Origin of the sequence: Eikenella sp. NML070372 (assembly GCF_001648415.1) — a bacterium.
In the GTDB taxonomy this organism is placed as follows: Bacteria; Pseudomonadota; Gammaproteobacteria; order Burkholderiales; family Neisseriaceae; genus Eikenella; species Eikenella exigua.
The window spans coordinates 641,027-665,082 of sequence record NZ_LXSN01000004.1; the positions used below are offsets into that span (position 1 = coordinate 641,027).

The following is a 24,056-nucleotide window of genomic DNA, read 5'->3' on the forward strand; positions in this document are numbered from 1 at the left end:
CCCAAACCTCCGATTAACCAACGAAACAAATAACGCAAAAGGATGATTCGATGACGGACATCAATTTTTCCCAGCCCCAACAAACCAGCGCCAACCCCGCCATCCAGCAGGGTGTGCGCGCTATTCAAATGCTGCGCGCACGGCTGAACGAAGTGCTCATCGGCCAACAGCAGGTGGTGGACGAAGTGCTCACCGCATTCCTGGCCGGCGGCCATGTGCTGCTCGAAGGCGTACCGGGCACCGGTAAAACCCTGCTCGTGCGCTCGCTGGCGCAAACCTTTGCCGGCGAATTCCGCCGCATCCAGTTCACCCCCGACCTGATGCCTTCCGACGTGACCGGCCACTACCGCTACGATGCGCAAAACAGCCGCTTCGAGCTGCGCCAAGGCCCGGTGTTCACCCACTTGCTGCTCGCCGACGAAATCAACCGCGCCCCGGCCAAAACCCAATCCGCCCTGCTCGAAGTGATGCAGGAGCGCAGCGTAACGCTCGACGGCCACACCCACCACCTGCCCAGCCCCTTCATGGTATTGGCCACCCAAAACCCGATCGAGCAGGAAGGCACCTATCCGCTGCCCGAAGCCCAGCTCGACCGCTTCATGTTCAAGGTGATGATCGGCTATCCCGCCCCGGCCGACGAAGCACGCATGCTGAACGCCGTCATCAACAGCAGCAACAACGACCTGCTCAGCGGCAGCCAGCCTGCGCATGTGTTCCAGCCGCAGCAGATCGAGCAGCTGAAAAAACTGGTGGCGCAGGTGGGCGTCGATCCGCAGATTATCGACTACACCGTGCGCCTGGTGGCCGCCACCCGCGACTGGCCTGCCTTACCCGTGGGCGCCGGGCCGCGCGCCAGCATCGCCCTCATCAGCTGCGCCCGCGCCTATGCCCTGCTGGCCGGCCGCGATTTCGTTACCCCAGACGACATCAAAGCCATCTGGCTGCCCGCCATGCGCCACCGTGTGCGCCTCTCCACCCAAATGGAAATGGAAGACATCCAAGTGGAGCAGGTGTTGAACGAACTGGCCGCCTCCGTGCCCGCCCCGCGCTTGTAAGGCCTGCCCATGAGACCGTCCAGACTGCTGGTGCTGCTATTTGCCGCCATCGTTGCCGTGTGCACCGCCGGCTGGCTGGCAGGCTACCTGAACGCAGATAACGGCCGCATCGTCCAATATACTGCCGGCGGCCTCGCCATCCTGCTCGCCCTGGCTGCGCTGGTTGATGCCTTCTGGCAGCGCCGCCAGCCCGAGCCGCGCTGGGAGCGCAGTCTGCCGCACCAGTTTATCCAAGGCCGGCCGCACGAAGTGGAACTCACGCTCACCCCGCCGGCCAAAGGCCGCTGGCGGCAGCCGCAAACCATCCTGGTGGCCGACCTGTTCCCGCCCGACTGGGACACCGACACCCAGCACCTGATTATCGACACGCGGCCCGGCCGCCTTTCCACCATCCGCTACCGGCTTACCCCGCGCTGGCGCGGCCGTGCCGAATTTACCGGCATCGAATACTGGCTCGCCAGCCCGCTCGGCCTGTGGCAGCGGCGGCATCGGCAGGAATTGCCCGGCAAAGTGGACGTGCTGCCCGATTTCAGCCGCATCCTCGGTGCCGATTTAATCGGCCTGCAACGCTGGCTCAACCTCGTGGGCGTGAAAAAACTGCCGCGCCTAGGCCTCGGCCAGGACTTCCACCAGCTGCGCGACTACCAAGACGGCGACGACATCCGCAATATCGACTGGAAAGCCACCTCCCGTATGAGCCGCCCCATCGTGCGCACCTATCAAGACGAGCAAGACCAACAGCTCATCTTCCTGCTCGACTGCGGCCGCAATATGCGCCTGCAAATGGAAGGCAAAAGCCATTTCGACCACGCCCTGCAGGCCATGCTGCTGCTTTCCTACACCGCGCTCAAACACGGCGACGCCGTCGGCCTGCTCACCTTCGCCCATCCCGTGGCCCGCTTCGTGCCGCCGCACAAAGGCATGGAGCAGCTCGGCCGCCTGGTGCAGGGCGTATTCGATATCGAGCCCTCGCAGCAGGCCGCCGATTTTGAAAGCGCCGTGAACTTATTGCTGCAAAAACAGAAACGCCGCGCCCTCGTGGTGGTGCTCTCCCACCTGAACCACGAAGACAGCCGCTACCTGCTGCAACACATCCAGCGCCTGCGCAAACACCACATGGTTTTATTCGGCGGCCTGCGCCCGCTCGCCCCCGAAGAAGTGCGCCAACAGCCCGTGCGCAACGAAGCAGACGCCCAAGCCTACCTCGGCGCCCTGCAATACGAAAGCCACGTGGCCGAAGCCATCCGCCACTTTGATGCCGCCCGCATTAATGCCATTAATGTGTTGCCCAACCAACTGAGTACCGAACTCATCAACCGCTACCTCCAGCTCAAACGCCGCCAGGCGTGGTAGGGCAGGCTACCTGAAAGTATTTCCTGTTCTTGCTGAGGGCTGGCAATGGGCGGTAAACCGTAAACCAATATTTGTATCTGCTGTAAATTTTCAGGTAGCCTCAAATGCCAAAGAGGCTACCTGAAAATTTTAGGTAGCCCTTTCTCTAGCTTCAAACGCTTAAATCTATAGCTGAAACAATCGTTTTTTCTTACAAGGCGGCGAGTTGTAGACAATACGGGAAGCATTGTAAGGCAAGCCAATGCCGTATGAAGCGAAGCGTTTCAGCGATGCATTCAAATATCAAAGCCATAAGCACATAAACTTTCAGGTAGCCTTTTCGGCTTATGCCCAAAGAAAAACACAGCCGGTTGTAATAACGGGCTGTGTTTGTTTCTCAAAAGATTAGTACAGTTTCGGCGGCAGCTGTTGGCTGCGCAGGCGTTTTTGCAAACGTTTTACTGCAGCGGCTTTTTTGCGTTTGCGCTCAGTAGTCGGTTTTTCGTAGGCTTCACGGGCACGCAGCTCGGTGAGCAGGCCGGTTTTTTCAATGGCACGCTTGAAACGGCGCATGGCTACTTCAAACGGTTCGTTTTCTTTTACGCGAATAGAAGGCATTTTGTCATCCTTAAAAATATCTGTTGCCGGGCAGCTTACCCGGGAAAATGGTTTGATTTATCGCTTTTGCACCGTTCGGCGCGGGCCGGATAAATAGCCGGGGTGGAAAAATCACCTCCTCATCGGGGGGCTGCACCGGCTGGGCGGTGCGCCGAAATATTAGGCAGCAGAAAGGGCTGCATATAAAGGCGCAGATTATGGTGGTTGCGGCGGGATTTGTCAAGCAGGGTAAGGCGGTGGAAGCGCATGGGTAATAAATACTTTAGCTAGAAAACCCATACTTGATTTGAGCTGGAAACATGGGTTTCAGGTAGCCTTTGCTTGTTTACTCCGGGCTCAGCCACACGGCGCTGACCATGCGGCCGGTTTGGCCATCGCGACGGTAGGAGAAAAAGCGGTCGCGCTCGAGCACGGTACAATGCTGGCCGCCGTAGATTTGGCTAACACCGGCACGGCGCAGGGTTTGGGTGGCAAGCAGATAAATGTTTGCTAGGTATTTGCCGCTGTCGATGGGCTCGAAGGCGGCTTCGGCCTGGGTGAAGGCGGCCAAAACGTCGCCGCCTACTTCAAAAGCGTCGGGGCCGATGGCTGGGCCGAGCCAGGCGAGGAGGTCGGCAGGGTCGGCCTGCATGGCGGCGATGGTGTTTTCCAGCACGCCGCCGGCGAGGCCGCGCCAGCCGGCGTGGGCGGCGGCCACTACGCTGCCGGCTCGGTCGCAGAGGAGTACGGGCAGGCAGTCGGCGGTCATGACGGCGCAGGCGGCGCGGCTGCTGCGGTCGAAAGCGGCATCTGCTTCCGGTGGAGCGCCAAGGCAGTCGGCAGCGGGCACTACGCGGTTGCCGTGCACTTGGCGCAGATAGGCCAGCGGCAGGGGAACGTGTGCTTGCACGCGGCGGCGGTTTTCGGCCACGGCGGCGGGGTCGTCGCCCACGTGGTCGCCTACGTTCAGGCTGGCGAAACGGCCTTGGCTGACGCCGCCTTGGCGGGTGGTAATCAAGGTGTGGACATTGCTTGGCGCGGGCCAATCGGCGTGCAGGAGGCTACCTGAAATTTCAGGTAGCCCTAAGTTGGCGGCAAAGCTGTTGGCGGGGAATTGGCCGTTCATGCGGTTTCATCCGGGCGCAGTTGCGGGCAGACGGCGAGGATGGCGCTGAGGATGGCTTCGCCCAAGCGCAGGGAGCGTTGGCCGTTCCAGCCGAAGTCGTCGTCGGGCAGGTTGATGTTGTCTTTGAAGGGCATTTCGAGGGTATAGGAGAGGCAGCCGAAGGTTTCGCCCACGTAGGATTTGGCAATGGCGAGGTTGGCTTGGCCGGGGGCGGTTTCGGGGTAGCCGTGTTCGTCTTGGAAGTCTGGGCTGGCCTGGCGCAGGGCGGTTTTGAAGGCGGCTTCGAGCGCGGCAAGGCGTGCATCATAGGAAGGGTTGCCTTCGCAGCCGGCGGCGAATACGTAGGGCAGGGCTTCTTCGCCGTGGATGTCGAGGAATAAATCTACGCCGGTTTCGTGCATTTTCCAGCGCACGGCATACACTTCGGGGCTGCGCTCGGGGCTGGGGGTTTGCCATTCGCGGTTGAGGTCGGCGCCGGCGGCGTTGGTGCGCTGGTTGCCCAGGGCGGCGCCGTCGGGGTTCATATTGGGCACGATATAGAAGGTGGCGCAGTCGAGCAGGGCGCGGGCGGTGGGGTCTTGGTGGTCGAGCAGGCGGGAGAGCAGGCCTTCGGCAAACCATTCGGCCATGCTTTCGCCGGGGTGCTGGCGGGCGATAATCCAGATTTTGAGGTCGCTGGCGGCTTGGTGGCCGATGGTGAGCAGGTTGATGTCGCGGCCTTGCAGGGTGCTGCCGAGGTCGTCGATTTGGCACAGGCCGCTGCCTTGGGCGTCGCCGAGGAGGTTGAGGTGCTGCTCGTGGGAGTAGGGCTCGAAATAGGCGTAGTAGATGCTGTTGGCCAGCGGGGTGTGTTCGATGGTGAGCACGCCGTCTTCGTAGCGGGTGGGCACGCGGAACCAGTTGCTGCGGTCGTAGGAGGCGGTGGCCTGATAATCTTCCCAGCCCTCGGGGTAGCTGGATTGACCGGCATTTTCGATGCGGATACGGCAAGGCTGGTAGGCCGCGCCCTGCAGGCGGAAATAAAACCACTGGCTGAAGGAGGCGGCATTGTCGCCGCACAGGGCGAGGCGGATGTTTTGGCTGTCGGCGCTGTCGGTTACGGTGATGGCGCCGCAGTCGAAGTTGCTGCTGATTTTGGGCATGGCTAGTCTCGCTGCTTGAGGAGGGGAAGCGGGGATTGTAATGCTTTTCAGGCAGCCTTTCTAGGGAAGGTGGGGCGGTGGAAAGGGCGGCGGCAACTGGATTTTTTGCGGCGCTGGCTCTAAACTGTGCAGCAGATTGGGCGGCAGCGTTTCTCAGGTAGCCTGTTGGAATATTGCTGCTGCCTTACTTTATATTGATTTTAAAGGAAGAAATAATGAAGATTTTGTTATTGGGCGCACCCGGCGCGGGCAAAGGTACGCAGGCGCAGTTTATTACCGCCGCTTTCGGTATCCCGCAGATTTCCACTGGCGACATGCTGCGTGCCGCCATCAAAGCCGGCACGCCGCTGGGCTTGGAAGCCAAAAAGATTATGGATGCAGGCGGCTTGGTGCGCGACGACATCATCATCGGCATGGTGAAAGAGCGCATTACGCAAAGCGATTGCCAAAACGGCTTCCTGTTTGACGGCTTCCCGCGCACGCTGGCGCAGGCCGAAGCTATGCAAGAAGCCGGAGTGATTTTGGATGCGGTGGTGGAAATCGATGTGCCCGATGCGGTGATTCTCGAGCGCATGGCCGGCCGCCGCGTGCACCTGCCTTCCGGCCGCACCTACCACATCCGCTACAATCCGCCCAAAGTGGAAGGCAAAGACGACGTTACCGGCGAAGACCTGATCCAGCGCGACGACGACCGCGAGGAAACCGTGAAAAACCGCCTTGATGTGTACCACAAGCAAACCGCCGTGCTCATCGGCTTCTACAGTCGGCTCACCGGCGACAACGCGCCCCGCTACATCAAAATCGACGGCACGCAGCCGGTGGAAGCCGTGAAAAACGCCGTGCTCTCCGCCTTGGGCAAATAAGCCGGGCGCAGAAGTTTTCAGGCAGCCTCCAACCAAGTAGCAGGCTACCTGAAACCAAAAGGCTACCTGAAAAAGGAAAAGCAATGAAAAAACTATGGTTTGCAGCCTGCGTATTGGCGCTTTCCGCCGCAGCCTCGGCCGAATTGCGCGAAAACCGCTCTTACATGCCGGAAGAGGAAAAGCCGTGGGAAGAGGCTGCCGTGGTGCTGCCCGATTATCCCGATCTGCAGCGCGGCGAGTGGTTTGAGCTGTATATCAACCCCACCTACCGCAATAAAGTTTGGCTACAACTGCCCGTGCAACAAGCTGCCGACCGCAGCATGCGCTATGTGCTGGCAGTACAGCCGCAGGGCGGGCAGCCGAATATGAGCTATGAGGGCATGCGCTGCGGCGACCGCCATCTCAGATCCTTCGCCTTTGGCGACAACACTAACCGGCGCTGGATTGCTCCGCGCAATAATGTATGGCGCAAGTTCGACAGCTATGTGAACGCCAACGACCCGGTGCGCAGCCGCCTGATGGCGATTTTCTGCAACGACGGCCGCGCGCTCACTGCGCAAGAGCTCGATCAGCGCATCCGCAGCATGGGCGGGCTACACTGACAGTGTGAACGCTTAAATCAAAATAAAGGCTACCTGAAAACCGGTATGGGTTTCAGGTAGCCTTTTCCCCAGCCAGCCACAAATTTAGGTTAAACCCTGCTAAAGCGGCCTTGCCGCATTGTTGCCTGCCCTCGATTTGCCTTACAATCGCCGTTTTCAACGGCAGAGGCCACCATGTCTTCGTCTTCTACCCCGCACACTACAGCCAGCAGCCTGGCCTTATTCCGCCGCCTGTTTGGCTACCTGAAAAACTATCTGCGCATTTTTGCCCTGGCCGTGCTCGGTATGGTGGTGGTGGCCGCCACCGGGCCGATTTTCGCCTGGCTGCTCAAACCGCTGATTAACGAAGGCTTTGTGGAGAAAAACCTCTCCGCTATGCGTTGGGTGCCGTTGGCGATTATCGGTCTGTTTATCTTGCGCGGTATTTTCAACTTCATCAATGAATACAGCACCAGCTACCTCTCCGGCCACCTGGTGCAGCAAATCCGCCGCGAAATGTTTGCCAAAATGCTCAAGCTGCCGGCCGGCTATTTCAGCCAACACGGCAGCGGGCGGATTATGTCGCGTATCATGAACGATGCCAGCCAGATTACCGAGGCCGGTTTCAATGTGGTAACTGTAACCGCCAAAGACGGCATCACCGTGGTGGGGTTATTGGGCTTCCTGCTGTATCTGGATTGGCAGCTCACGATTATTACGCTGATTTTAATTCCCGTGTTGGCTTGGTGCGTGCGCCAGGTGAGCAAACGCCTGCGCCAGCTTTCGCGGGAAAGCCAGCAATATGCCGGGCAGATGACGCAGGTGCTGGGCGAGAGCATCACCGGCGAACGCGTGATTAAAGTGTATGGTGGGCAGGAGCATGAGAAAAACCGCTTCGATGAAACCGCCATCAACGTGCGTCGCAACGGCGTGAAGCAAACTGCCGCCAACTCCTTCAGCACGGCGGTAACCCAGCTGATGATTGCCACCGCGCTGGCCGCCATCCTCTATTTGGCTGCCGCCCGCGCCGCTTCCGATTCGTTTAGCGCCGGCGATTTCATGTCCTTCCTTTCCGCCATGCTGATGATGTTCGACCCCATCAAGCGCATGACCGGCATTTCTTCCTCGCTGCAGCGCGGCCTGGCCGCCGCCGAGAGCGTGTTCCAGTTTTTAGACGAACCGGTTGAGCCCGATAACGGCACCGAAACCCTCAGCGAGCACACCGGCGATATCGAGCTGGTGAACGTGAGCCACCATTATGAAGGCGCCGCCCGCAACAGCCTCGACAACATCAATCTGCACATCCCCAACGGCAGCGTGGTGGCCTTGGTGGGCGCGTCCGGCTGCGGCAAAACCACGTTGGCCAACTTATTGCCGCGCTTCTTCGATCCCACCGCGGGCGAAGTGCGTATCGGCGGGCGCGACATTCGCGAATACAGCATGGCCTCCCTGCGCAAACAAATGGCGCTGGTGAGCCAAGACGTGGTGCTGTTTAACGGCACGGTGGCCGAAAACATCGCCTACGGCCGTTTCGATGCCGACCCCGCCGATATTGAAGCGGCGGCCAAAGCTGCCAACGCTTGGGAATTCATCTCTGCCATGCCGCAGGGCTTACAAACCGAAATCGGCCAAAACGGCCTCAAACTCTCCGGCGGTCAGCGCCAGCGTATCGCCATTGCCCGCGCTCTATTGAAAAACGTGCCTATCCTGATTTTGGACGAAGCCACCAGCGCGCTCGACACCAAATCCGAACGCCTGGTGCAATCTGCGCTCGACAAACTCATGCAGCAGCGTACCACTTTGGTGGTGGCACACCGCCTCTCTACCATCGAGCAGGCCGATAACATTGTGGTGATGCACGAAGGCCGGATTGTCGAGCAGGGCAAACATGCCGAGCTGCTTGCCAAAGGCGGCCGCTACGCCGACCTCTACCGTATGCAGTTCCACGAACAGCAAGAGCAGCAGGCACAACAGGCAGAAGCCGCCAAAAGCCTCTCGGGCATGCTTTAACGCTGTTGCATAGGAGTAAAGGCAAAGGCTACCTGAAAAATTTCAGGTAGCCTTTGAGTATGTTTGTAGCCAAGTGTTGTATAGATTGGATTGCAATGCTGGTATTCCGGCCAATAATTGGATTAGCACGCATTAAGACTGCCTGAAATGTTCAGCCAGCCTTCCATTCAATCAATCCCCAAATTTCAGGTAGCCTGCATATTGCAACAGGCTACCTGAAAACTTCTATTCCGCTATTTCATGATGGCGCATCACCCACCAGCCGCCCCATAGGCCGACTAGGATAAACGCACAAGCCAGCAGCGACCACCAGGCAAACGGCACACTCAAGAAATATTCCACTGTGCCGCATTGGCCGTAGCCGCGGATAATCGGCTCATACCAATCAAACAGCGGCGCACCCTGCAAGCGGAAAGTCCACGGCGCCCCGCAGGAAGGCTGCTGGTCTACGGGCAGACTTTGCAGATGCAGCTGGCTGATGGCTGTCCAGCCGCCCCATAGCGCCGGAATACTCACCAGCATCGCCGCCACCGTCCGCGCCCAGCGGCGTTTCAGCGGCAACAGCATGGAGAGCAGCGAAAGCAGCCCCACGAAAATAATCGACACCCGCTGGATAATGCACATCACGCACGGGTCCATACCCCGCCCATACTGCATATACAACGACATCGCCGTGCACACCACCGCCACGGCAAAAATGCCCAACAGGATTTTCCGATAAGAACCAATCATGATCTGCTTTCGTCCGGCTTGCAAAATTAAGGAGCAATATTATAAACCCGCCGCCGGGGAACACCAAACGGCAAAGGTTACCTGAAAAATAAGCTTATCCGATACGCCGCTTTGAAGGACACATTTTTCAGGAGAGTGCATCATTGTTATTCGGCAACAGCGAAGAAGGGAGTATCCGGCCAACAACCAAACTTTTTGCGTTGCATATGGTATTTGCACTCTATTTGTTGTTAAGAATTATCAAATTCATTTGTATTAGGTTGTAAAAGACTATAATCGCGCCTTGAAAAATTATCTATGTTTACTTTCTTTATCAAAGGGAAATCATGCAACACCCGTTCAAACCCACCTTTATCGCCGCCCTGCTGGCCGCTACCGCGCCCGCATGGGCCGATAATGCTGCCGAAAATGAAGGCGGCAGCGCCGAATTGGAAAGCATCCAAATCACCGCCCGCAACCGCAGCACCCGCACCGAAAACCGAAACAGCTACACCACCTCCACCATGCGTACCACCACGGGGCTTTCGCTGTCGCCCAAGGAAACGCCGCAGTCGGTGAGCGTGATTACCAAACGGCAGATGAGCGACCAAGGCATCACCAGTATGGAAGATGCGCTGAAAACCACGACGGGCATCAACGTTATCCGCGATACCGGCACAGCGCGCTTCCAATCGCGCGGTTTCTATATCGACCAGATTGAGGAAGACGGCATCAGCAGCGTGGTACCCGGCGCAGTAGCCAACCCCATGTACGATGCACAATCTGCTACTGATTTGGCAGTGTACGATCATATCGAAGTGGTGCGCGGTGCCACGGGGCTTACCCAAGCCAACGGCGAGCCGGGCGGCACGGTCAATGCCGTGCGCAAACGCCCGACCTCTTTGCGCCAAATACAAGGCGATGTTTTGTTTAACCGCTTCGGCACCGCCCGTACCACGATTGATGTTTCCGGACCGCTGAATAAAGCGCAAACCCTGCGCGGGCGCGTGGTGGGCGTGGCAAGTAGAGACGGCAGTTTCAAAGACAGTGCGGCAGGGAACACATTCACCTTATACGGCGTGATGGATGCACAGTTAGGTGAGAATACCAAGCTAACTTGGGGCGGGCTGTATCAGCGCAAAATATCCACGCCCGACGACTGGGGTATTCCGATGGGCGTGAACGGCAGCGACTCCGGCCTGCCACGCGACACTTTCCTCAGCTATGATTGGAGCCGCAACAGAGCCCGTAAAATCAATCTGTTTGCTGAATTGGAGCACTATTTTCCCAATGATTGGAAACTGACCGGCACGCTCAATTACAACAACAACCATTCTTTGAAACGTAACGGCGGCATTTACAGCGGCAGTACTTCCTATGCGGGCTGGACAACCGGCGGCGTTCTGCCTTCCGGCTGGCTCGGCCGGTATGACCGCAACGAAAAGCAGTTCACCATCAAAACCAATCTGAACGGCAAATACCGCCTGTTGGGGCAGGAACACGATGTGTTCTTCGGCTATACCTACAACCACAAAAGCGGCGGTGGCGAACGCCGCCAGTTCCGACATCTTCGGTCTTACGACCCGTCTTCTTTCCAGGGCAACGAAGTGGCCGAGCCGGATTGGTATGCCGGCACACCGTGGATGTTGTGGGACTACGATAATACCGAGCGCAGTTATTCCTTAATGGCCGGTACACGCTTCAACCCCACCGAAAAGCTGCACATTTTGGCCGGCACGCGCTACACCAATATGACCACCAAATCTGTGGTGGACTATCACTACACCGGCGGTACGGTCGATAATGACCCGGATAGTGTTACCGAGCGCAACCATCATCGTTTTATTCCGTATTTCGGTATCACTTACGACATCACGCCGCATCACAGCGTATACGCCAGCTACACCAGCATCTTCAAGCCCAACGGCAGCAAAGACCGCTACGAGCGTTATCTGCCGCCGGTATTGGGCAGTAACTACGAAATCGGTTGGAAGGGCGAATGGTATGAAGGTAAGCTGAATGCTTCCGTGGCCTTGTTCGACATCGTGCAGAAAAACCGCAGCGTGCAGGTGTACGACAATATCATGTCGCGCTGGTATAACGAGCCGGTGGGCCGTGTGCGCAGCCGCGGCGTGGATATGGAAATTTCCGGCAAGCTGACGGACGATTGGCAGCTGTTTGCAGGCTACACGCTGAACAACAGCAAATATCTGGATGCCGAAAACCGCGGTGCGATTCCTGCGGGCACCAATTTCAGCAAACACACGCCGCGCCATATGTTCCGCCTCTACACCAGCTACCGCCTGCCCGGTGCGGCAAACAAATGGACGATTGGCGGCGGCGTAACGGCACAAAGCGAAACCTCCAGCCTGGCCAATGTGAAGCAGGGCGGTTATGCGCTGTTTAACGCCAATGTGCAATACAGCTTCAACGACAACATGAAGCTCAGCCTGATTGGCAGCAACCTGACCGACCGGCGCGTGTATGAAAACCAGAAAACCCGGCAGAACGGCATCAACAACTATCTGATCGAACCGCGCAACATCATGCTGAAATTCGATTGGAAGCTGTAATCCCGCCGCGCAGGCAAAGAGAAAAGGCTACCTGAAAATTTTCAGGTAGCCTCTGTTCGGCGGCGTGGGGCAGAGCGGTTTGCCGTGCCGTTTGCTCAGTTAGAACTTGCTTTTGATGTCGTTGATCAGGCCTTCGGCTTTGCCTTTGGCTTCGCTCATCAGCTCTTCAGCGGATTTTTTGCCTTTTTCCAGCACATCGGCCGCTTGTTTTTCCACGTCGGCAATGGCTTCTTTAGCTTTGCCCACGCCTTCTTGAATCAGGCCTTCGGCTTGCAGTTTGCCGCTGCCGATGGCATCGCCCACTTCTTTTTTCACTTTGCCTGCGATATCGTCGAAATTGCTCATAAAAATACTCCTTGGTTGTGTGCTATTAATAGTTGAGACTATAAACCTTTTTTGCTTTGCAAGTAAAACCGATTAACCTTGCTTTACCATCCAAATATTATCCATATCCCATTTTCAGGTAGCCCCGTGAAAACCCTCCGCCGTTTCCTCCGTCTTGCCGCCCCGTTTTGGTTTGCCAAAAGCCAATGGCGCGAATGGCTGCTTTTGGCTGCCGTGGTCGGCTGTTCGCTCGCCATCGTGCGCGTCAGCGTGCTGATTACCGATTGGAACAAAACGTTTTACGATGCGCTCGCCGCCTTCAACAGCGCCGCCATGCCCGTACTGGTTGGCGAATATCTGCTGTATATCACCTTGGTGACCGCCTTGGTCGCCTTCGGCAACTGGTTGCGCAAAATCCTACTGTTCCGCTGGCGCAGCCACCTTACGCAGCAGTTCCAGCGGCAATGGCTCGGCCGCAGCCGCCACTACCGCCTGCAGCTGCAACACGGCGGCGGACCGGACAACCCCGACCAGCGTATTGCCGAAGACATCTTCCTGCTCTCGGAAAAAAGCATCGATTTGTTCAAATATTTCATCATGAACGCCGCCAAACTCGGCGCATTCGTGGTGATTTTGTGGCAACTATCCGGTGTGCAAACCTTCAAAATTTTCTGGCAAAACATCACGGTGCACGGCTATCTGGTGTGGGTGGCGCTGGCCTATTCGGCAGCCTGCACGCTGCTCACCCACCTGATCGGCCGCAAGCTCCAGCCGCTCAACGTGGAACGCCAGCACCGCGAAGCCGACTACCGCGCCACCCTCCTGCGCGTGCGCGACCATGCCGAGCAAATCGCCCTCTATCGCGGCGAAGCGGCCGAACAAAGCCGCCTGAACCGCCGCTTTGAAGCCGTGCGCCGCAACTGGCGCGAGCTCATCGGCCGCGAACTGCGCCTGGAAACCTTTTCCGCCGCCTATCTGCGCCTCTCCATGTTTATCCCCATCATCGCCACCCTGCCCATGTATCTGGCGCATACCCTCACTTTCGGCGACATGATGAAGGCCCGCAGCGCGTTTTCCAACGTGCAGGACGGCTTCGGCTGGTTTATGGATTACTACAAACGCATCATCGAATGGGCATCCGTGGTGGAACGTCTGGACGGTTTTCAGGTAGCCCTGAACGCACTGGGCGACGTACCGCAAAAGCAGCCCGCACATGATAGCGACGGCGAATCCGGACAAACCGCCGCACTCAAAGCAGACAGCCTTACCCTCCACACCGCAGACGGCCGTACCCTACTGCACGGCCTCTCGCTCGCCGCCCGCGCCCCCGAATGGCTGCTGCTCGAAGGCCGCAGCGGCATCGGCAAATCCACCCTGCTGCGCACGTTTGCCGGGCTGTGGCCGTATTACCAAGGCCGTTTCGCCATCCAAGGCCGCAGCCTGTTTCTGCCGCAACGCCCCTATCTGCCGCACGACAGCCTGCGCAACGTGCTCGCCTACCCATACGCTGCCGCACCTGATAATGCCGCCATCGCCCAAGTATTGAAGCAAACTGGCCTGCCGCGTCTGACCGCGCTCGATCCCGATGCCGAACACGAGTGGCACAACATCCTCTCCGGTGGCGAACAGCAGCGCCTCAGCCTTGCCCGCGCCTTGCTGCATCGCCCCGATGTATTGTTTCTGGACGAAGCCACCAACCAGCTGGACGACACTTCCGCCGCCGAACTCATGCACACTCTGCGCCAATGCTTGCCGGATGTCTTGTGCATCGGTATCAGCCATCAGGCACGGATTCAGGAACTGTTTGAGCGAAGGGTGGATTTGGCTGGATTTATGGAAGGGGAAATGGCGGTTTGCGAGGCAGAGGGCACCACTTGAAACAAAGGCTACTTGAAATTTCAGGTAGCCTTTCTATTGCCGTGGTTCGGCATTGTTGTAACGATATTTGGTTTTACCGATTTCTTTTAAAGTCTGGCGAACTCCACTATATACGCTCGTTTTAACCGCGTTGAAATCTTGTTTCTGGCTAGCTTTCAGCGAATGGCTGCTGGTTTACTAAGAGCAAGAATATAGTCGGTTGCCCAAATTTTCTCAGTGATGGCTGCCTAGTGGAGGCTACCTGAAAGCAGTTAATGCCTTCATTTATCATACTCAATCTGTTTGCTAAATCCATATTGCTAGCACTTGGGAGACAATTCCGGCAAGCAAGTTTTAATCTATGCAATATTTCGCACAAGCCGGCAAAATAGGCTACAATCGTCCCGTTTTCGACCACCCTCCAAATAAAGGTTGAGCCATGCTAACCGGTAGTCTTGTCGCCATCATTACTCCGATGCGTGAAGATGGCAGTGTCCACTACGAACAATTCCAACACCTGATTGATTGGCACGTTGCCAACGGCACTGATGCCATTGTCGCTGTTGGTACCACCGGCGAGAGCACCACGCTCAGCGTGCCGGAAAAGATTGAAGTGATTGAGGCGGCTATCCGATTTGCCGACGGCCGCATTCCGGTGATTGCCGGTACCGGTGTGAACAGCACCAGCGAAGCCATCGAGCTGTCCCGAGCGGCAGTTGGCTCCGGCGCGTATGCCACGCTCTCTGTGGTGCCGTACTACAACAAACCGCCGCAGGAAGGCATCTACCGCCACTTCGCTGCTATTGCCGAAGCGGCGGATATTCCGATGATTGTGTACAACGTGCCTGGCCGCACCGTGGTTAACATGAATAACGACACCGTGCTGCGCTTGGCTGAAATCCCTAACATCATCGGCATCAAAGAAGCCAGTGGCGACATTGGCCGCATGGTGGATCTGATTAACCGCGTGCCCGAAGATTTTGCCATCTATTCTGGCGATGACCCCACCAGCATGGCAGCCATGCTGTGTGGCGCACACGGTGTGATTACCGTGGCCGGCAACGTGGCGCCCAAGTTGTTTTCCGATATGTGCCGTGCCTCGCTAGCCGGCAATCTGGCCGAAGCCCGTGCGCTGAACGCCAAACTGGTGCCGCTGTATCAAGAAATGTTTTGCGAGCCCAGCCCTGCCGCGCCGAAATGGGCGCTGGAAAAACTAGGCTTGTGCGGCCGTGCCGTGCGCTTGCCGATGGTAAGCCTGAGCGAAACCGGCCAGGCACGCGTGAGCGCCGCACTGCAAAAACTGCAACTGATTTAATTGGATTTAATTACAAGTTTCAACCCTGAAGGACATAGCTGCATGAACGTATTCAAACTGCCCGCCGCCTTGTTGATGGCCAGCCTGGTGGCCGGTTGCGCCACTAAAACCGAAACGCCAAAGCTAGACTACCAAACTGAAAACCGCAAAGTGGTGAGCTTGGAAGTACCGCCCGATTTAGACAACCCCTCGCAAGGCAATATATACAACCTGCCCGCTGGCGGCTCAGTGCGGGCCAGCGATGTTGCCCGTAGCCAGCAGGCTGCTGCCAACAAAGCGGGTTCGCCGGTGTTGGCTGAGGTGAAAAACATCACCATGCAGCGAGAAGGTGGTGAGCGTTGGCTGAACATTGCCAACAAAAACCCAGCCGAAGTGTGGCCGCTCTTGCACGCTTTCTGGCAAGAGCAGGGCTTCGTGATTGCCCGTGAAGAGCCGGGTATCGGCCTGATGGAAACCGATTGGGCGGAAAATCGCGCCAAACTGCCGCAAGACGGCCTGCGCCGCCTGTTTGAACGCGTCGGCCTGGGCGGTGTATATTCCACCGGCGAGCGCGACAAATTCACCATCCGCCTCGAGCGCAACAGCAAAGGTGGTACTGATGTATTCTTCACTCATCGTGGCATGAAGGAAACTTATGCCGACCGCAACAAAGACACCACCATGTGGCAGCCTTCACAGCGCGATACCGCTTTAGAAGCTACGCTGCTCGGCCGCTTCATGCAGTATTTAGGTGCCGACGAACAACAAATTGAGCAAGCGCTAAAACAGCGGCAGGCTGCCGCCCCGCGCAACGGCGATTTGGCCAGCCTGGAAAAAGGCCGCCTGATTTTGCGTGGTAATCAAGCCCGCAATTGGCGTCGTGTCGGCCTTGCGCTCGACCGCATCGGCCTGAGCGTTACTGCCCAAAACACCCAACGCCAAGCCTATTTGGTTCAGGAGGCTCCTGCCGAAGGAGAAGCCGTGCGCACCGAGAAGCCTGGCTTCTTCAGCCGCCTATTCGGCAGCCGCAGCAGCAAACCCGCCGAACCGCAGGCACAGCCTGAATTTGTGGTGGCTGTGCAGCCGCAGGGCAATAACAGCAGCCAATTGGTGTTATCCAACAAAGACGGCAGCCCCTACCAAGGCGCGGATGCACAAACTTGGCTGAGCCGCCTGTATAACGAACTGCGCTGATGGCACAATGAGAAAGTAGCCTTTAATGCAGATTAAAGGCTGCTTCTTTATTGTCTGTATTCAAGGCTACCTGAAAGTTTGTTGTATCCAAGAGGCTGTTTTTCCTGAATCCAACTATGCCGATAGTTTTCAGGTAGCCTTATCCCGCTCGCCAGGCAGCTTGGAAAGCCTTTATGGCAAACAAAAACAAATAGAGAACTGTTACAATACGCCGCATTCGTTTCCTTATTTTCGACCATCATTCAGGAGTTGCACACATGCTTTTGTTCTTGCTAATTATTGTTGCCGTTGCCATCGGTTGGCTGGTTAAGGTTTACAACACCTTGCAAAGCAGTATGCAGAGTATTCGCGAAGGGTTTTCCAATTTGCAGGCTGGTTTGAAAAAACGCCAGCAGCTCAGTGGGCAGATTATCGAAATTGCATCCGGCTATTTGGAACACGAGCAGATCACGCAACTTAAAGTAGCTCAGGCTAACAATACCCAACAGATGATGGCTATGGCGCAATCGTTTCCGCAACTGAAAGCTGATGCCACCTATCAAAAGCTGATGGGGCAGCTGGAGCGCTTGGAAAATGAAATTCTCGAGCGTCGTGAAAGCTACAACAACCGCGTGCGCCGTTTCAACAGCTACCGCAACTCCTTCCCCGCCGTGTTGGTGGCGCAGAAGCTGTCGTTTGGCACGGTGGAATATTTCAACAGCGATGATGAAAAATTTGATGCACAGGCACAGAGTTTTGCCCGCGACGATACCGAATGCTTGCAAAAAATTATTGGCAGCAGCGCACAGGCGGTTAAATCGGCATCCGAACACGCAACACGGGCAGCCAAAGAAGGTGTATCGCAGCTAAAACAGCAATATGGCGATAAGCCCGATGTGACGGATCTCCAGCAGGATGTGTCAGTACAAAATGAGGCATCGCAGGATACCGAACAGCCAAACGTTCCGCCGCAATAAATAAAAGATTGGTCGTTTACACTTTCAGGTAGCCTTCAGGCTACCTGAAAACATGGGCTGTCACGAAACTGGAATAAGATAAGCAGCATCCAGCTAATCTTTTATTTATTGAAACAATTAGTGATTCAGGCTACCTGAAAGTGCCATATTTAACAGAATCAAAATTGGATTAGTGATTTTGTTCTATTGTTCCTATAGCTAAGGTGCTTTACTATCCTAATTCGTTGGCTCAATTTGCCGTACTATTGCCGTATTATCTGCAGCTTGCTGCCTTTTAATATAGGCAATAATTACTTCAGTCATAAAATTCTTGAAATTCAATTATTCCAATTAAATCTTCCTAGTTCTACCGCATATTGCCATGAATAAAACCAGACGCTACCTGAAACTTACCGCGCTGTTCACGATACTATTTATCCTGTTGCTGCTCGCGGGCAATGTGTTATTTATTTTGAAATACACCGCCGCAGCCGTAGCCTGTTTCCTGGCCGCCTTCTTGTGCATGGCCGGGCAGATGGCTTCGTTGGCCAAGTTTTTACGCGAAAAACAGCTGGTCGCCCAACAGATGCAGCAGGCTGTTTCACAGCAGGTAGAAAATGAAGCTAAACCGACAGGTAAGGAGGTATCGTGAAAGAATTAGTATTAGCCAGTACCAACGCCGGAAAATTGCGTGAATTCAACACTCTGTTTGTCAAACTCGGCTGGCAGGTATGTCCCCAGTCGGATTTTGCCGTGCCCGAATGCCCGGAACCGCATGTTAGTTTTGTGGAAAACGCGCTGGCAAAGGCACGGCATGCCAGCCGACATAGCGATTTGCCCGCACTGGCTGACGACAGCGGTATTTGCGCGCCTGCCCTAAATGGCGCACCGGGCGTGCTCTCCGCACGCTATGCCGGAGAGGAGCTGCGTTCTGATGCTGCCAACAACGCCAAACTGAGTGCTGACTTGGCTGCGCAGGCCAACCGCGCCGTGTATTACGTTTGCGTGCTGGTTTTAGTGCGCCACGCCGATGACCCGCAGCCGCTGATTGCAGAAGGTGTGTGGCACGGGCAATGGCAGGAACAGGCCGCCGGGAGCAACGGCTTCGGCTACGATCCACATTTCTACCTACCCGATTTGCAGCAAACTGCCGCCCAGCTTGCACCAGACACCAAAAACCAACTTAGCCACCGTGCTCAAGCTTTGCGGCAACTGGCAGAAAAAATCCGTGCCGGATTTTAACAGCATGAAACACCCGTTACCCATTCTGCAGGTCAAAGGCTACCTGAAAATAAATATAGTAAATTTTGCCAAAACAAACGCAGTGAGTTTTTGCGGAGCTAAAACTAATGCAGCAGGTTTCGTCAAAATCGGCATGGCCGGCTACGCTATGCTGCTGGCCGCCTGTTCTACCTTGCCCGCCAGTGCCGAACCTGCTAGGAACAACATCATTAGCGGCGAAGTGGTTCGTGCGTGGGACGGTGATACGCTACATCTGCAAGACCACCGCTCCGGTCAACGGCATAAACTCCGCCTTGCCGGCATCGATGCGCCGGAATTGGAGCAAGCCCAGGGCAAAGCCTGCCGCGACCGTTTGGCCGAACAAGTGCTGCATCGACAAGTACAGGCCGAAATCGTGGATACCGACCGCTACGGCCGCAAAGTGGCACAAATCCGCCTAAATGGCCAGGATATCAACCGACAGCAGGTGGCCGACGGCTGCGCCTGGCACTATCGCCGCTACGCCCGCGAATGGCAGAGCGAGGCCGAATATGCCGCTTATGCGGAAGCTGAGGTGCAAGCCAAAAACCAGCGGCTCGGTCTGTGGCGGCAAGCTTCTCCACAGGCACCGTGGCAGTTTCGTCATCGGCAGCCACAACAGTATTGGCATTGAAAAGGCCACCTGAAAATGTGAGCCTCAACGAAGCTAAAACGAGGTTGCAACAAAGTAAAAACGGATGGAATAAGCTTTGCCAAAACCAGGCATCTGCTTAATCAAAATCGTTCGCAATAAAACCACCTATCCCTGCCAACACAATGCTATAATTTACAGATTTTTCCGCCGCCGTGCGGGTTAACTTTATTCAGAAAGACAATATGGCAGCCTTCAACACACAAAAAGTCCTGTCCGTACACCACTGGACTGACGCCTATTTCACCTTCACCTGCACCCGCGACGACAGCCTGCGCTTTGAAAACGGCCAATTCGTCATGGTCGGCCTGCTGGTGGACGGTAAGCCCCTGATGCGTGCCTACAGCGTGGCTTCCGCCAACTGGGAAGAGCATCTCGAATTTTTCAGCATTAAAGTGCCGGATGGCCCGCTCACCAGCCGCCTGCAGCACCTCAAAGTTGGCGACGAAGTACTCATCAGCAAAAAGCCCACCGGCACCCTGATTTGTGGTGATTTAAATCCCGGTAAACATCTCTATTTGCTCTCAACCGGCACTGGTATTGCCCCGTTTTTAAGCATCACCAAAGATCCGGAAGTGTATGAGCAGTTTGAAAAAGTGATTCTCGTGCACGGTGTGCGCTATAAAAAAGACCTCGCCTACTACGATCGCTTCACCCAAGAGCTGCCTAATCACGAATACCTGGGTGAAATGATTCGTGAGAAACTGATTTACTACCCAATTGTTTCTCGTGAGGAATTTCAACATCAAGGTCGTCTCACCGATTTGATGTGGAGCGGCAAACTGTTCGAAGATATCGGCCTGCCACCGATTAACCCACAAGACGACCGTGCTATGCTGTGTGGCAGCCCGGCCATGCTCAAAGACACCAGTGATGTGCTCAACAGCTTTGGCTTAACTGTGTCGCCCAAAATGGGGCAGCGCGGCGATTATCTGATTGAGCGTGCGTTTGTAGACCAATAAAGTTTGAGTATTTTAGTGAAGAAAAGGCTATCTGAAAACGCAGCGAGGCGAAGTTTCTGCGAAGCTAAAATTTCCGGTAACCTTTGAGGACGGATGGATTGCTGCCTTGTGTGAGAAATGGGCTCTCTATCAGCTGCTGTCTGCTTTTGGCAAATACAGAATCAGTGCTGTTTTCCAGCGTATCGGCAATATGGTTATCGATTCATCCCGCACCAGTAAAGGCAGCACGATGGATTCACCGCATGTAATCAGGTTGGCGGTGATGTCGTAGTAGAACAGGTTGCTTGTCGGTACGCTGTCGAGCAAGTGCAGTAAAGTAGAGCAAATAGCAGAATTGGTGTAGGGTGGGATATGTTGCTTGAATGAAAACTATGCCCAAGATGCAGTTTCATGATCAGTGTTGTCCAGCTGGTGAACAAGAAAGTTTTCGATTAAATGACAGGTAGCTCGCGGATAGGTAGAAATTGTAGACACCTACAGCATAACGTAATTCTTCGTTATTACTGTCTAGCCAAGAGGGCAGTTTGGTGTGGGAATCGGTGCGGCAGTGTTAGTAGACGTCGACTGGAGTCTTCATGTTTTATCAGACATAGAAGGGGAGAACTTGAGAAATTTAGCGGGACTTGTTTTACTTGTTTTTATTTTGTTTAAGCTTTGCTTTCAGGCGGCCTTCGTAGCGGATTAACATGCTTTGTGATGTGAGTTGGCGAGTATAAGCTTAAGCCGCTCAGGCATATGGGAAGATGCAACGTTGTATGATAAATATATAAGAAAAGGCTTAACTATTTTTAGTTAAGCCTTTGGATTTTTGGTCGGAGTGAAAGGATTCGAACCTTCGACCCCTTGCACCCCATGCAAGTGCGCTACCAGACTGCGCCACACTCCGACTTCCGAAAGGAACAATTTTAAGCTGTTTTTTACGGCTTGGCAAGGACTGCTTCGATTTTTTCTAAAATTACCTGCAAATCCTGCCAAACTTCTTTAGCAGTGGCAGCGGGGCGATTTAGGCTGTCGTGGCCGTTTAGATTGAAACGGTCGATGTAGGTGGGGAAACTGCCGCTTAATTTACGGATCTTCACCACATCTTGCCGGGTGTATTGGTTGCCGCCATGGCCGATCACTACGCCGTTATCTTGCTGCCATTGGAAGAATTGTTCGGGCTGGATATCGGCTAGATAGCACAATTCTTCCAGGCTGAAGTAGCGTTTAACCGGAATGGGTGGTAAGGCGCGTTCAGTTTTGTTTGCCATAGTGGTGTTCCACCATGCCTTTGAGTTTTTGGCTGGCGTGGAAGGTTACTACCCGACGGGCGGTAATCGGAACTTCTTTGCCGGTTTTGGGATTGCGGCCAGGGCGTTGCGGTTTGTCGCGCAGTTGGAAGTTGCCGAAGCCGGAAATTTTGATTTCCTCACCGCGTTCTAAAGTGGCGCGGATCTCTTCGAAGAAGAGTTCAACGATTTCTTTTGCATCGCTCTTGCTAATATTGCTGACTTTTTCTACCAGAATATTGGCCAATTCTGCTTTAGTGAGTGTCATTGAGTTTACCTCTAAAGTTACTAAGTTGAGGATTATCGCTAATTACTTTTTAGAAATCAAGTGAATGCTGCTACATGCGGAAAAATCTGTGAAATGAGACGACAGATTATGTGGCAATTTGTTCATTATGCCTATAATACAGTGGATTTCACTGGCAGCTGTTCCAAAAAGGCTACCTGAAAAATGGCTGTGCTTTGATATGGCCAAAGCTCATTTTTTCTACAATGCGAGCTAACGCAGTAGGAAGAAAACCAGTGCTTTGGCTATATTTGCAGCCAGGTTTGTAGTGCGACTGGATTTTCGATAGTAAGCCAGGCGGTGTTGGCGGCGGCAAGCCGTACAGTGGCAGAGGTGTGATACAACACGCTGTATCGGAAGTAGTGCAATTTGGCTTGGCTGCTGGCTTTCTGCTGCTGCCATTGGACGGCGAAGTCATTGGCAGCATAGCCGTTGATGGCAACGATGCGGTCGCCGGGGGCGAGGCCGGCTTGTTCGGCACTGCCGCCGTTGAGTACGTGGCTGAGGGTGATGTCGCTGCCGTTTTGCTGGAAGCGGGCGCCGAAGTCGTTGGCGGGCGGAACAGTCGGCAATGGGCCGCAGCCGCCGTTGTGCGAGGGCGGCAGGGACAGCCAGTGTAGGCGGAGGCCGGCGTGGACAAGGGCGGTTTCGAGCGGCAGTGGCCGGGTGCTGCGGATGATTTGGTTGAACAGGCTGCGCAAGTCGAGGCCGGTGATGGATTGGGCAAGCTCTTCCCATTCAGTTTCATGCAGCGGTTGTTTTCTGGTCAGCCAGTCTTGATAGAGGGCTTGCATGATGCTGTCGAGGCTGTGCCGGCTTTGTTGGCGTATGTATAGGTCGAGGCAAAGGGCGGCGAGGGTGCCTTGCTGGTAGTAGCTGGTAATGACATTGGGACTGTTCTCGTTTTGCTTATAGTATTTGTCCCAGGCGTGGAAGCTGGATTGGGCTAGGGTTTGCAGGCGGTGTCCGGGATTGCGGTGCACACGGGTGATGGTTTTAGCTAAGAGTTCGAGATAGGCGGTGGGGCTGATACAACTGCTACGCACGAGGAATAGGTTGTCGTAATAGGAGGTGATGCCTTCGAATGCCCATAAAAGCTCGGTGTAGGCTTCTTGGTTGAGATCGGATTGGGCAAGGGCGGCGGGTTTGATGGATTTGACGTTCCAGGCGTGGAAATATTCGTGGGAAATCAGGCCGAGCAGCTGGGTGTAGTTGGCAGAGGCTTCGGCAAGGTTATTTTCAGGTAGCCAGCTGCGATCGGCGAGCAGGGCGGTGGATGATGTGTGCTCGAGGCCGCCGTAGACGTGATCGCCCAGGTGCAGCAAGAAGGTGTAGTGCGTAAATGGGGCGGGGTTGGGGAAGAATTGGAGTTGGGCGGTGCAGATGGCCTGGGTGTCGGCCAGCAGGCGTTGACGGTCGAAGTCGGGGTAGTGGCCGCTGAGGACGATGCGATGTGGAATGCCGGCAGCGGTGAATTCGAGAATTTCGAGGGTGCCGGATTCAAGCGGGCAATCGATAAGATGACGGTAGTTGTTTGCTTGGTAGAGATGGTTATCCAGCCTGGGCAGGGCGGTGGCGGTTTGCCATTGGCTAGGGAAACAGAGTTCGACTTGGTGTGGCTCTTCGGTGTGTGAGGCTACCTGAAAAAACAGGGCGGCGCCGTCGAAGAAGGCGCGTTCGCTATCTAAATAGCAGCCGCGTACGGAGAGATCGAAGGCATAAACGTCGTATTCAATGAGCCAGTCGCCGGGTGTGTTTTCTTCGGCCTGCCAGATATTTTTGCTGACGGCTTGTAAGTTGGCAGTTTGGCCGTTACAGCTGGCTTCAATACGGACGATGTGCCGGGCAAACTCGCGAATCATATAGCTACCGGGCACCCAGTTGGGCAGGGTGAAGCGGACGGCTTGGTTGCCGCGGTGGCTGAAACGCAGGCAGACGCGGAAGAGATGCTGTTCAGGCAAGGGAGTAATGGTGTAGTGGAGCATTTGCTTGTTTCGCTAGAACTGAATGGGATACAGCTTTTTCAGGAAACCT

Annotated in this window: 22 protein-coding genes and 1 tRNA gene; 14 read left to right on the top strand and 9 right to left on the bottom strand. The window is 55.4% G+C overall.

Annotation, left to right across the window (positions count from 1 at the left end):
* The first annotated feature begins 50 nt into the window (after positions 1-50).
* A complete protein-coding gene (locus tag A7P97_RS04890) occupies positions 51-1,055 on the top strand; it encodes a MoxR family ATPase (protein WP_067530618.1) in 1,005 nt (334 codons plus the stop codon).
* Between the two features lie 9 nt (positions 1,056-1,064).
* Positions 1,065-2,408, top strand: coding sequence for a DUF58 domain-containing protein (locus A7P97_RS04895; RefSeq protein WP_067530619.1), 1,344 nt, complete (start codon positions 1,065-1,067; stop codon positions 2,406-2,408).
* A 384-nt stretch (positions 2,409-2,792) separates the two neighbouring features.
* On the opposite strand, the gene rpsU is transcribed toward A7P97_RS04895, so the two are convergent.
* From rpsU to A7P97_RS04910, 3 genes are all read right to left on the bottom strand, one after another.
* Positions 2,793-3,005 carry a 30S ribosomal protein S21 gene (gene rpsU / locus A7P97_RS04900; protein WP_064090458.1) on the bottom strand — a complete coding sequence of 71 codons (213 nt, stop codon included), beginning with the start codon at positions 3,003-3,005 and terminating at the stop codon, positions 2,793-2,795.
* A 325-nt stretch (positions 3,006-3,330) separates the two neighbouring features.
* On the bottom strand, positions 3,331-4,110 hold the full coding sequence (pgeF, locus tag A7P97_RS04905) for a peptidoglycan editing factor PgeF (protein WP_082887605.1): 780 nt from the start codon (positions 4,108-4,110) through the stop codon (positions 3,331-3,333).
* The gene (locus tag A7P97_RS04910; RefSeq protein ID WP_067596325.1) at positions 4,107-5,252 is read right to left on the bottom strand and encodes a M14-type cytosolic carboxypeptidase; all 1,146 of its coding nucleotides are present in this window, start codon (positions 5,250-5,252) and stop codon (positions 4,107-4,109) included. Before A7P97_RS04910 ends, pgeF begins: the two co-directional genes overlap by 4 nt.
* A gap of 215 nt (positions 5,253-5,467) precedes the next feature.
* Here A7P97_RS04910 and adk point away from each other — a divergent pair, with 215 nt between their 5' ends.
* The 3 genes from adk (at position 5,468) to msbA (ending at position 8,706) form a co-directional block, all read left to right on the top strand.
* Positions 5,468-6,115, top strand: a complete 648-nt coding sequence (gene adk, locus A7P97_RS04915; protein ID WP_067530621.1) for an adenylate kinase — start codon at positions 5,468-5,470, stop codon at positions 6,113-6,115.
* 83 nt (positions 6,116-6,198) lie between these two features.
* Complete coding sequence (locus A7P97_RS04920; protein WP_049258461.1) at positions 6,199-6,717, top strand: CNP1-like family protein; 519 nt, start codon at positions 6,199-6,201, stop codon at positions 6,715-6,717.
* A gap of 174 nt (positions 6,718-6,891) precedes the next feature.
* Positions 6,892-8,706, top strand: coding sequence for a lipid A export permease/ATP-binding protein MsbA (gene msbA / locus A7P97_RS04925; protein WP_067530622.1), 1,815 nt, complete (start codon positions 6,892-6,894; stop codon positions 8,704-8,706).
* Between the two features lie 225 nt (positions 8,707-8,931).
* Here msbA and A7P97_RS04930 read toward each other — a convergent pair whose 3' ends face one another.
* Positions 8,932-9,438, bottom strand: a complete 507-nt coding sequence (locus tag A7P97_RS04930) for a disulfide bond formation protein B (protein WP_067530623.1) — start codon at positions 9,436-9,438, stop codon at positions 8,932-8,934.
* 326 nt (positions 9,439-9,764) lie between these two features.
* Between A7P97_RS04930 and A7P97_RS04935 the strand changes: the two genes are divergently transcribed.
* Positions 9,765-11,990 carry a TonB-dependent siderophore receptor gene (locus A7P97_RS04935; protein WP_067530624.1) on the top strand — a complete coding sequence of 742 codons (2,226 nt, stop codon included), beginning with the start codon at positions 9,765-9,767 and terminating at the stop codon, positions 11,988-11,990.
* A gap of 99 nt (positions 11,991-12,089) precedes the next feature.
* Here the strand turns inward: A7P97_RS04935 and A7P97_RS04940 are convergent, their stop codons facing one another.
* Entirely contained in the window at positions 12,090-12,335 is a 246-nt protein-coding gene (locus A7P97_RS04940) for a CsbD family protein (protein ID WP_067530625.1), read from the bottom strand.
* A gap of 126 nt (positions 12,336-12,461) precedes the next feature.
* On the opposite strand from A7P97_RS04940, the gene A7P97_RS04945 reads away from it, so the two are divergent.
* The 8 genes from A7P97_RS04945 to A7P97_RS04980 all read left to right on the top strand — a co-directional run bounded on the left by A7P97_RS04945 (position 12,462) and on the right by A7P97_RS04980 (position 20,468).
* Positions 12,462-14,192, top strand: coding sequence for an ABC transporter ATP-binding protein/permease (locus A7P97_RS04945; protein WP_067530626.1), 1,731 nt, complete (start codon positions 12,462-12,464; stop codon positions 14,190-14,192).
* 418 nt (positions 14,193-14,610) lie between these two features.
* The gene (dapA, locus tag A7P97_RS04950) at positions 14,611-15,486 is read left to right on the top strand and encodes a 4-hydroxy-tetrahydrodipicolinate synthase (protein ID WP_067446890.1); all 876 of its coding nucleotides are present in this window, start codon (positions 14,611-14,613) and stop codon (positions 15,484-15,486) included.
* Positions 15,487-15,528: 42 nt separating this feature from the next.
* Positions 15,529-16,659, top strand: coding sequence for an outer membrane protein assembly factor BamC (gene bamC / locus A7P97_RS04955; RefSeq protein WP_067530627.1), 1,131 nt, complete (start codon positions 15,529-15,531; stop codon positions 16,657-16,659).
* Positions 16,660-16,916: 257 nt separating this feature from the next.
* Entirely contained in the window at positions 16,917-17,615 is a 699-nt protein-coding gene (locus A7P97_RS04960; protein WP_082887606.1) for a LemA family protein, read from the top strand.
* Positions 17,616-17,976: 361 nt separating this feature from the next.
* Positions 17,977-18,246: an NGO_0222 family membrane protein gene (locus A7P97_RS04965; protein ID WP_067530628.1), complete on the top strand. Its 270-nt coding sequence runs from the start codon at positions 17,977-17,979 to the stop codon at positions 18,244-18,246.
* Positions 18,243-18,836 carry an RdgB/HAM1 family non-canonical purine NTP pyrophosphatase gene (rdgB, locus tag A7P97_RS04970; protein ID WP_067439028.1) on the top strand — a complete coding sequence of 198 codons (594 nt, stop codon included), beginning with the start codon at positions 18,243-18,245 and terminating at the stop codon, positions 18,834-18,836. Before A7P97_RS04965 ends, rdgB begins: the two co-directional genes overlap by 4 nt.
* Before the next feature lie 4 nt (positions 18,837-18,840).
* Positions 18,841-19,488 carry a thermonuclease family protein gene (locus A7P97_RS04975; RefSeq protein ID WP_067530630.1) on the top strand — a complete coding sequence of 216 codons (648 nt, stop codon included), beginning with the start codon at positions 18,841-18,843 and terminating at the stop codon, positions 19,486-19,488.
* A 203-nt stretch (positions 19,489-19,691) separates the two neighbouring features.
* Positions 19,692-20,468 (top strand): ferredoxin--NADP reductase, encoded by a 777-nt coding sequence (locus A7P97_RS04980; protein WP_067530631.1) that lies wholly within the window; start codon positions 19,692-19,694, stop codon positions 20,466-20,468.
* An 809-nt stretch (positions 20,469-21,277) separates the two neighbouring features.
* Here A7P97_RS04980 and A7P97_RS04985 read toward each other — a convergent pair.
* The 4 genes from A7P97_RS04985 to A7P97_RS05000 all read right to left on the bottom strand — a co-directional run bounded on the left by A7P97_RS04985 (position 21,278) and on the right by A7P97_RS05000 (position 24,007).
* Positions 21,278-21,354, bottom strand: a tRNA-Pro gene (locus tag A7P97_RS04985).
* Positions 21,355-21,385: 31 nt separating this feature from the next.
* Entirely contained in the window at positions 21,386-21,718 is a 333-nt protein-coding gene (locus A7P97_RS04990) for a hypothetical protein (protein ID WP_067530632.1), read from the bottom strand.
* A complete protein-coding gene (locus A7P97_RS04995) occupies positions 21,702-22,004 on the bottom strand; it encodes an integration host factor subunit alpha (protein ID WP_067439019.1) in 303 nt (100 codons plus the stop codon). Before A7P97_RS04995 ends, A7P97_RS04990 begins: the two co-directional genes overlap by 17 nt.
* Positions 22,005-22,267: 263 nt before the next feature.
* Complete coding sequence (locus tag A7P97_RS05000; RefSeq protein ID WP_067530633.1) at positions 22,268-24,007, bottom strand: M61 family metallopeptidase; 1,740 nt, start codon at positions 24,005-24,007, stop codon at positions 22,268-22,270.
* Positions 24,008-24,056 lie beyond the last annotated feature (49 nt).

What these genes read in the sequence shown, in the direction of transcription:
- rpsU (WP_064090458.1), bottom strand. Translation starts at nt 3,005, where the DNA reads ATGCCTTCTATTCGCGTAAAAGAAAACGAACCGTTTGAAGTAGCCATG.
- dapA (WP_067446890.1), top strand. Translation starts at nt 14,611, where the DNA reads ATGCTAACCGGTAGTCTTGTCGCCATCATTACTCCGATGCGTGAAGAT.
- A7P97_RS04935 (WP_067530624.1), top strand. Translation starts at nt 9,765, where the DNA reads ATGCAACACCCGTTCAAACCCACCTTTATCGCCGCCCTGCTGGCCGCT.
- pgeF (WP_082887605.1), bottom strand. Translation starts at nt 4,110, where the DNA reads ATGAACGGCCAATTCCCCGCCAACAGCTTTGCCGCCAACTTAGGGCTA.
- A7P97_RS04975 (WP_067530630.1), top strand. Translation starts at nt 18,841, where the DNA reads ATGAAACACCCGTTACCCATTCTGCAGGTCAAAGGCTACCTGAAAATA.
- A7P97_RS04960 (WP_082887606.1), top strand. Translation starts at nt 16,917, where the DNA reads ATGCTTTTGTTCTTGCTAATTATTGTTGCCGTTGCCATCGGTTGGCTG.
- A7P97_RS04980 (WP_067530631.1), top strand. Translation starts at nt 19,692, where the DNA reads ATGGCAGCCTTCAACACACAAAAAGTCCTGTCCGTACACCACTGGACT.
- A7P97_RS04890 (WP_067530618.1), top strand. Translation starts at nt 51, where the DNA reads ATGACGGACATCAATTTTTCCCAGCCCCAACAAACCAGCGCCAACCCC.
- A7P97_RS04965 (WP_067530628.1), top strand. Translation starts at nt 17,977, where the DNA reads ATGAATAAAACCAGACGCTACCTGAAACTTACCGCGCTGTTCACGATA.
- A7P97_RS04910 (WP_067596325.1), bottom strand. Translation starts at nt 5,252, where the DNA reads ATGCCCAAAATCAGCAGCAACTTCGACTGCGGCGCCATCACCGTAACC.
- bamC (WP_067530627.1), top strand. Translation starts at nt 15,529, where the DNA reads ATGAACGTATTCAAACTGCCCGCCGCCTTGTTGATGGCCAGCCTGGTG.
- A7P97_RS04920 (WP_049258461.1), top strand. Translation starts at nt 6,199, where the DNA reads ATGAAAAAACTATGGTTTGCAGCCTGCGTATTGGCGCTTTCCGCCGCA.
- A7P97_RS04995 (WP_067439019.1), bottom strand. Translation starts at nt 22,004, where the DNA reads ATGACACTCACTAAAGCAGAATTGGCCAATATTCTGGTAGAAAAAGTC.
- A7P97_RS04940 (WP_067530625.1), bottom strand. Translation starts at nt 12,335, where the DNA reads ATGAGCAATTTCGACGATATCGCAGGCAAAGTGAAAAAAGAAGTGGGC.
- A7P97_RS04930 (WP_067530623.1), bottom strand. Translation starts at nt 9,438, where the DNA reads ATGATTGGTTCTTATCGGAAAATCCTGTTGGGCATTTTTGCCGTGGCG.
- A7P97_RS04990 (WP_067530632.1), bottom strand. Translation starts at nt 21,718, where the DNA reads ATGGCAAACAAAACTGAACGCGCCTTACCACCCATTCCGGTTAAACGC.
- msbA (WP_067530622.1), top strand. Translation starts at nt 6,892, where the DNA reads ATGTCTTCGTCTTCTACCCCGCACACTACAGCCAGCAGCCTGGCCTTA.
- A7P97_RS05000 (WP_067530633.1), bottom strand. Translation starts at nt 24,007, where the DNA reads ATGCTCCACTACACCATTACTCCCTTGCCTGAACAGCATCTCTTCCGC.
- adk (WP_067530621.1), top strand. Translation starts at nt 5,468, where the DNA reads ATGAAGATTTTGTTATTGGGCGCACCCGGCGCGGGCAAAGGTACGCAG.
- A7P97_RS04895 (WP_067530619.1), top strand. Translation starts at nt 1,065, where the DNA reads ATGAGACCGTCCAGACTGCTGGTGCTGCTATTTGCCGCCATCGTTGCC.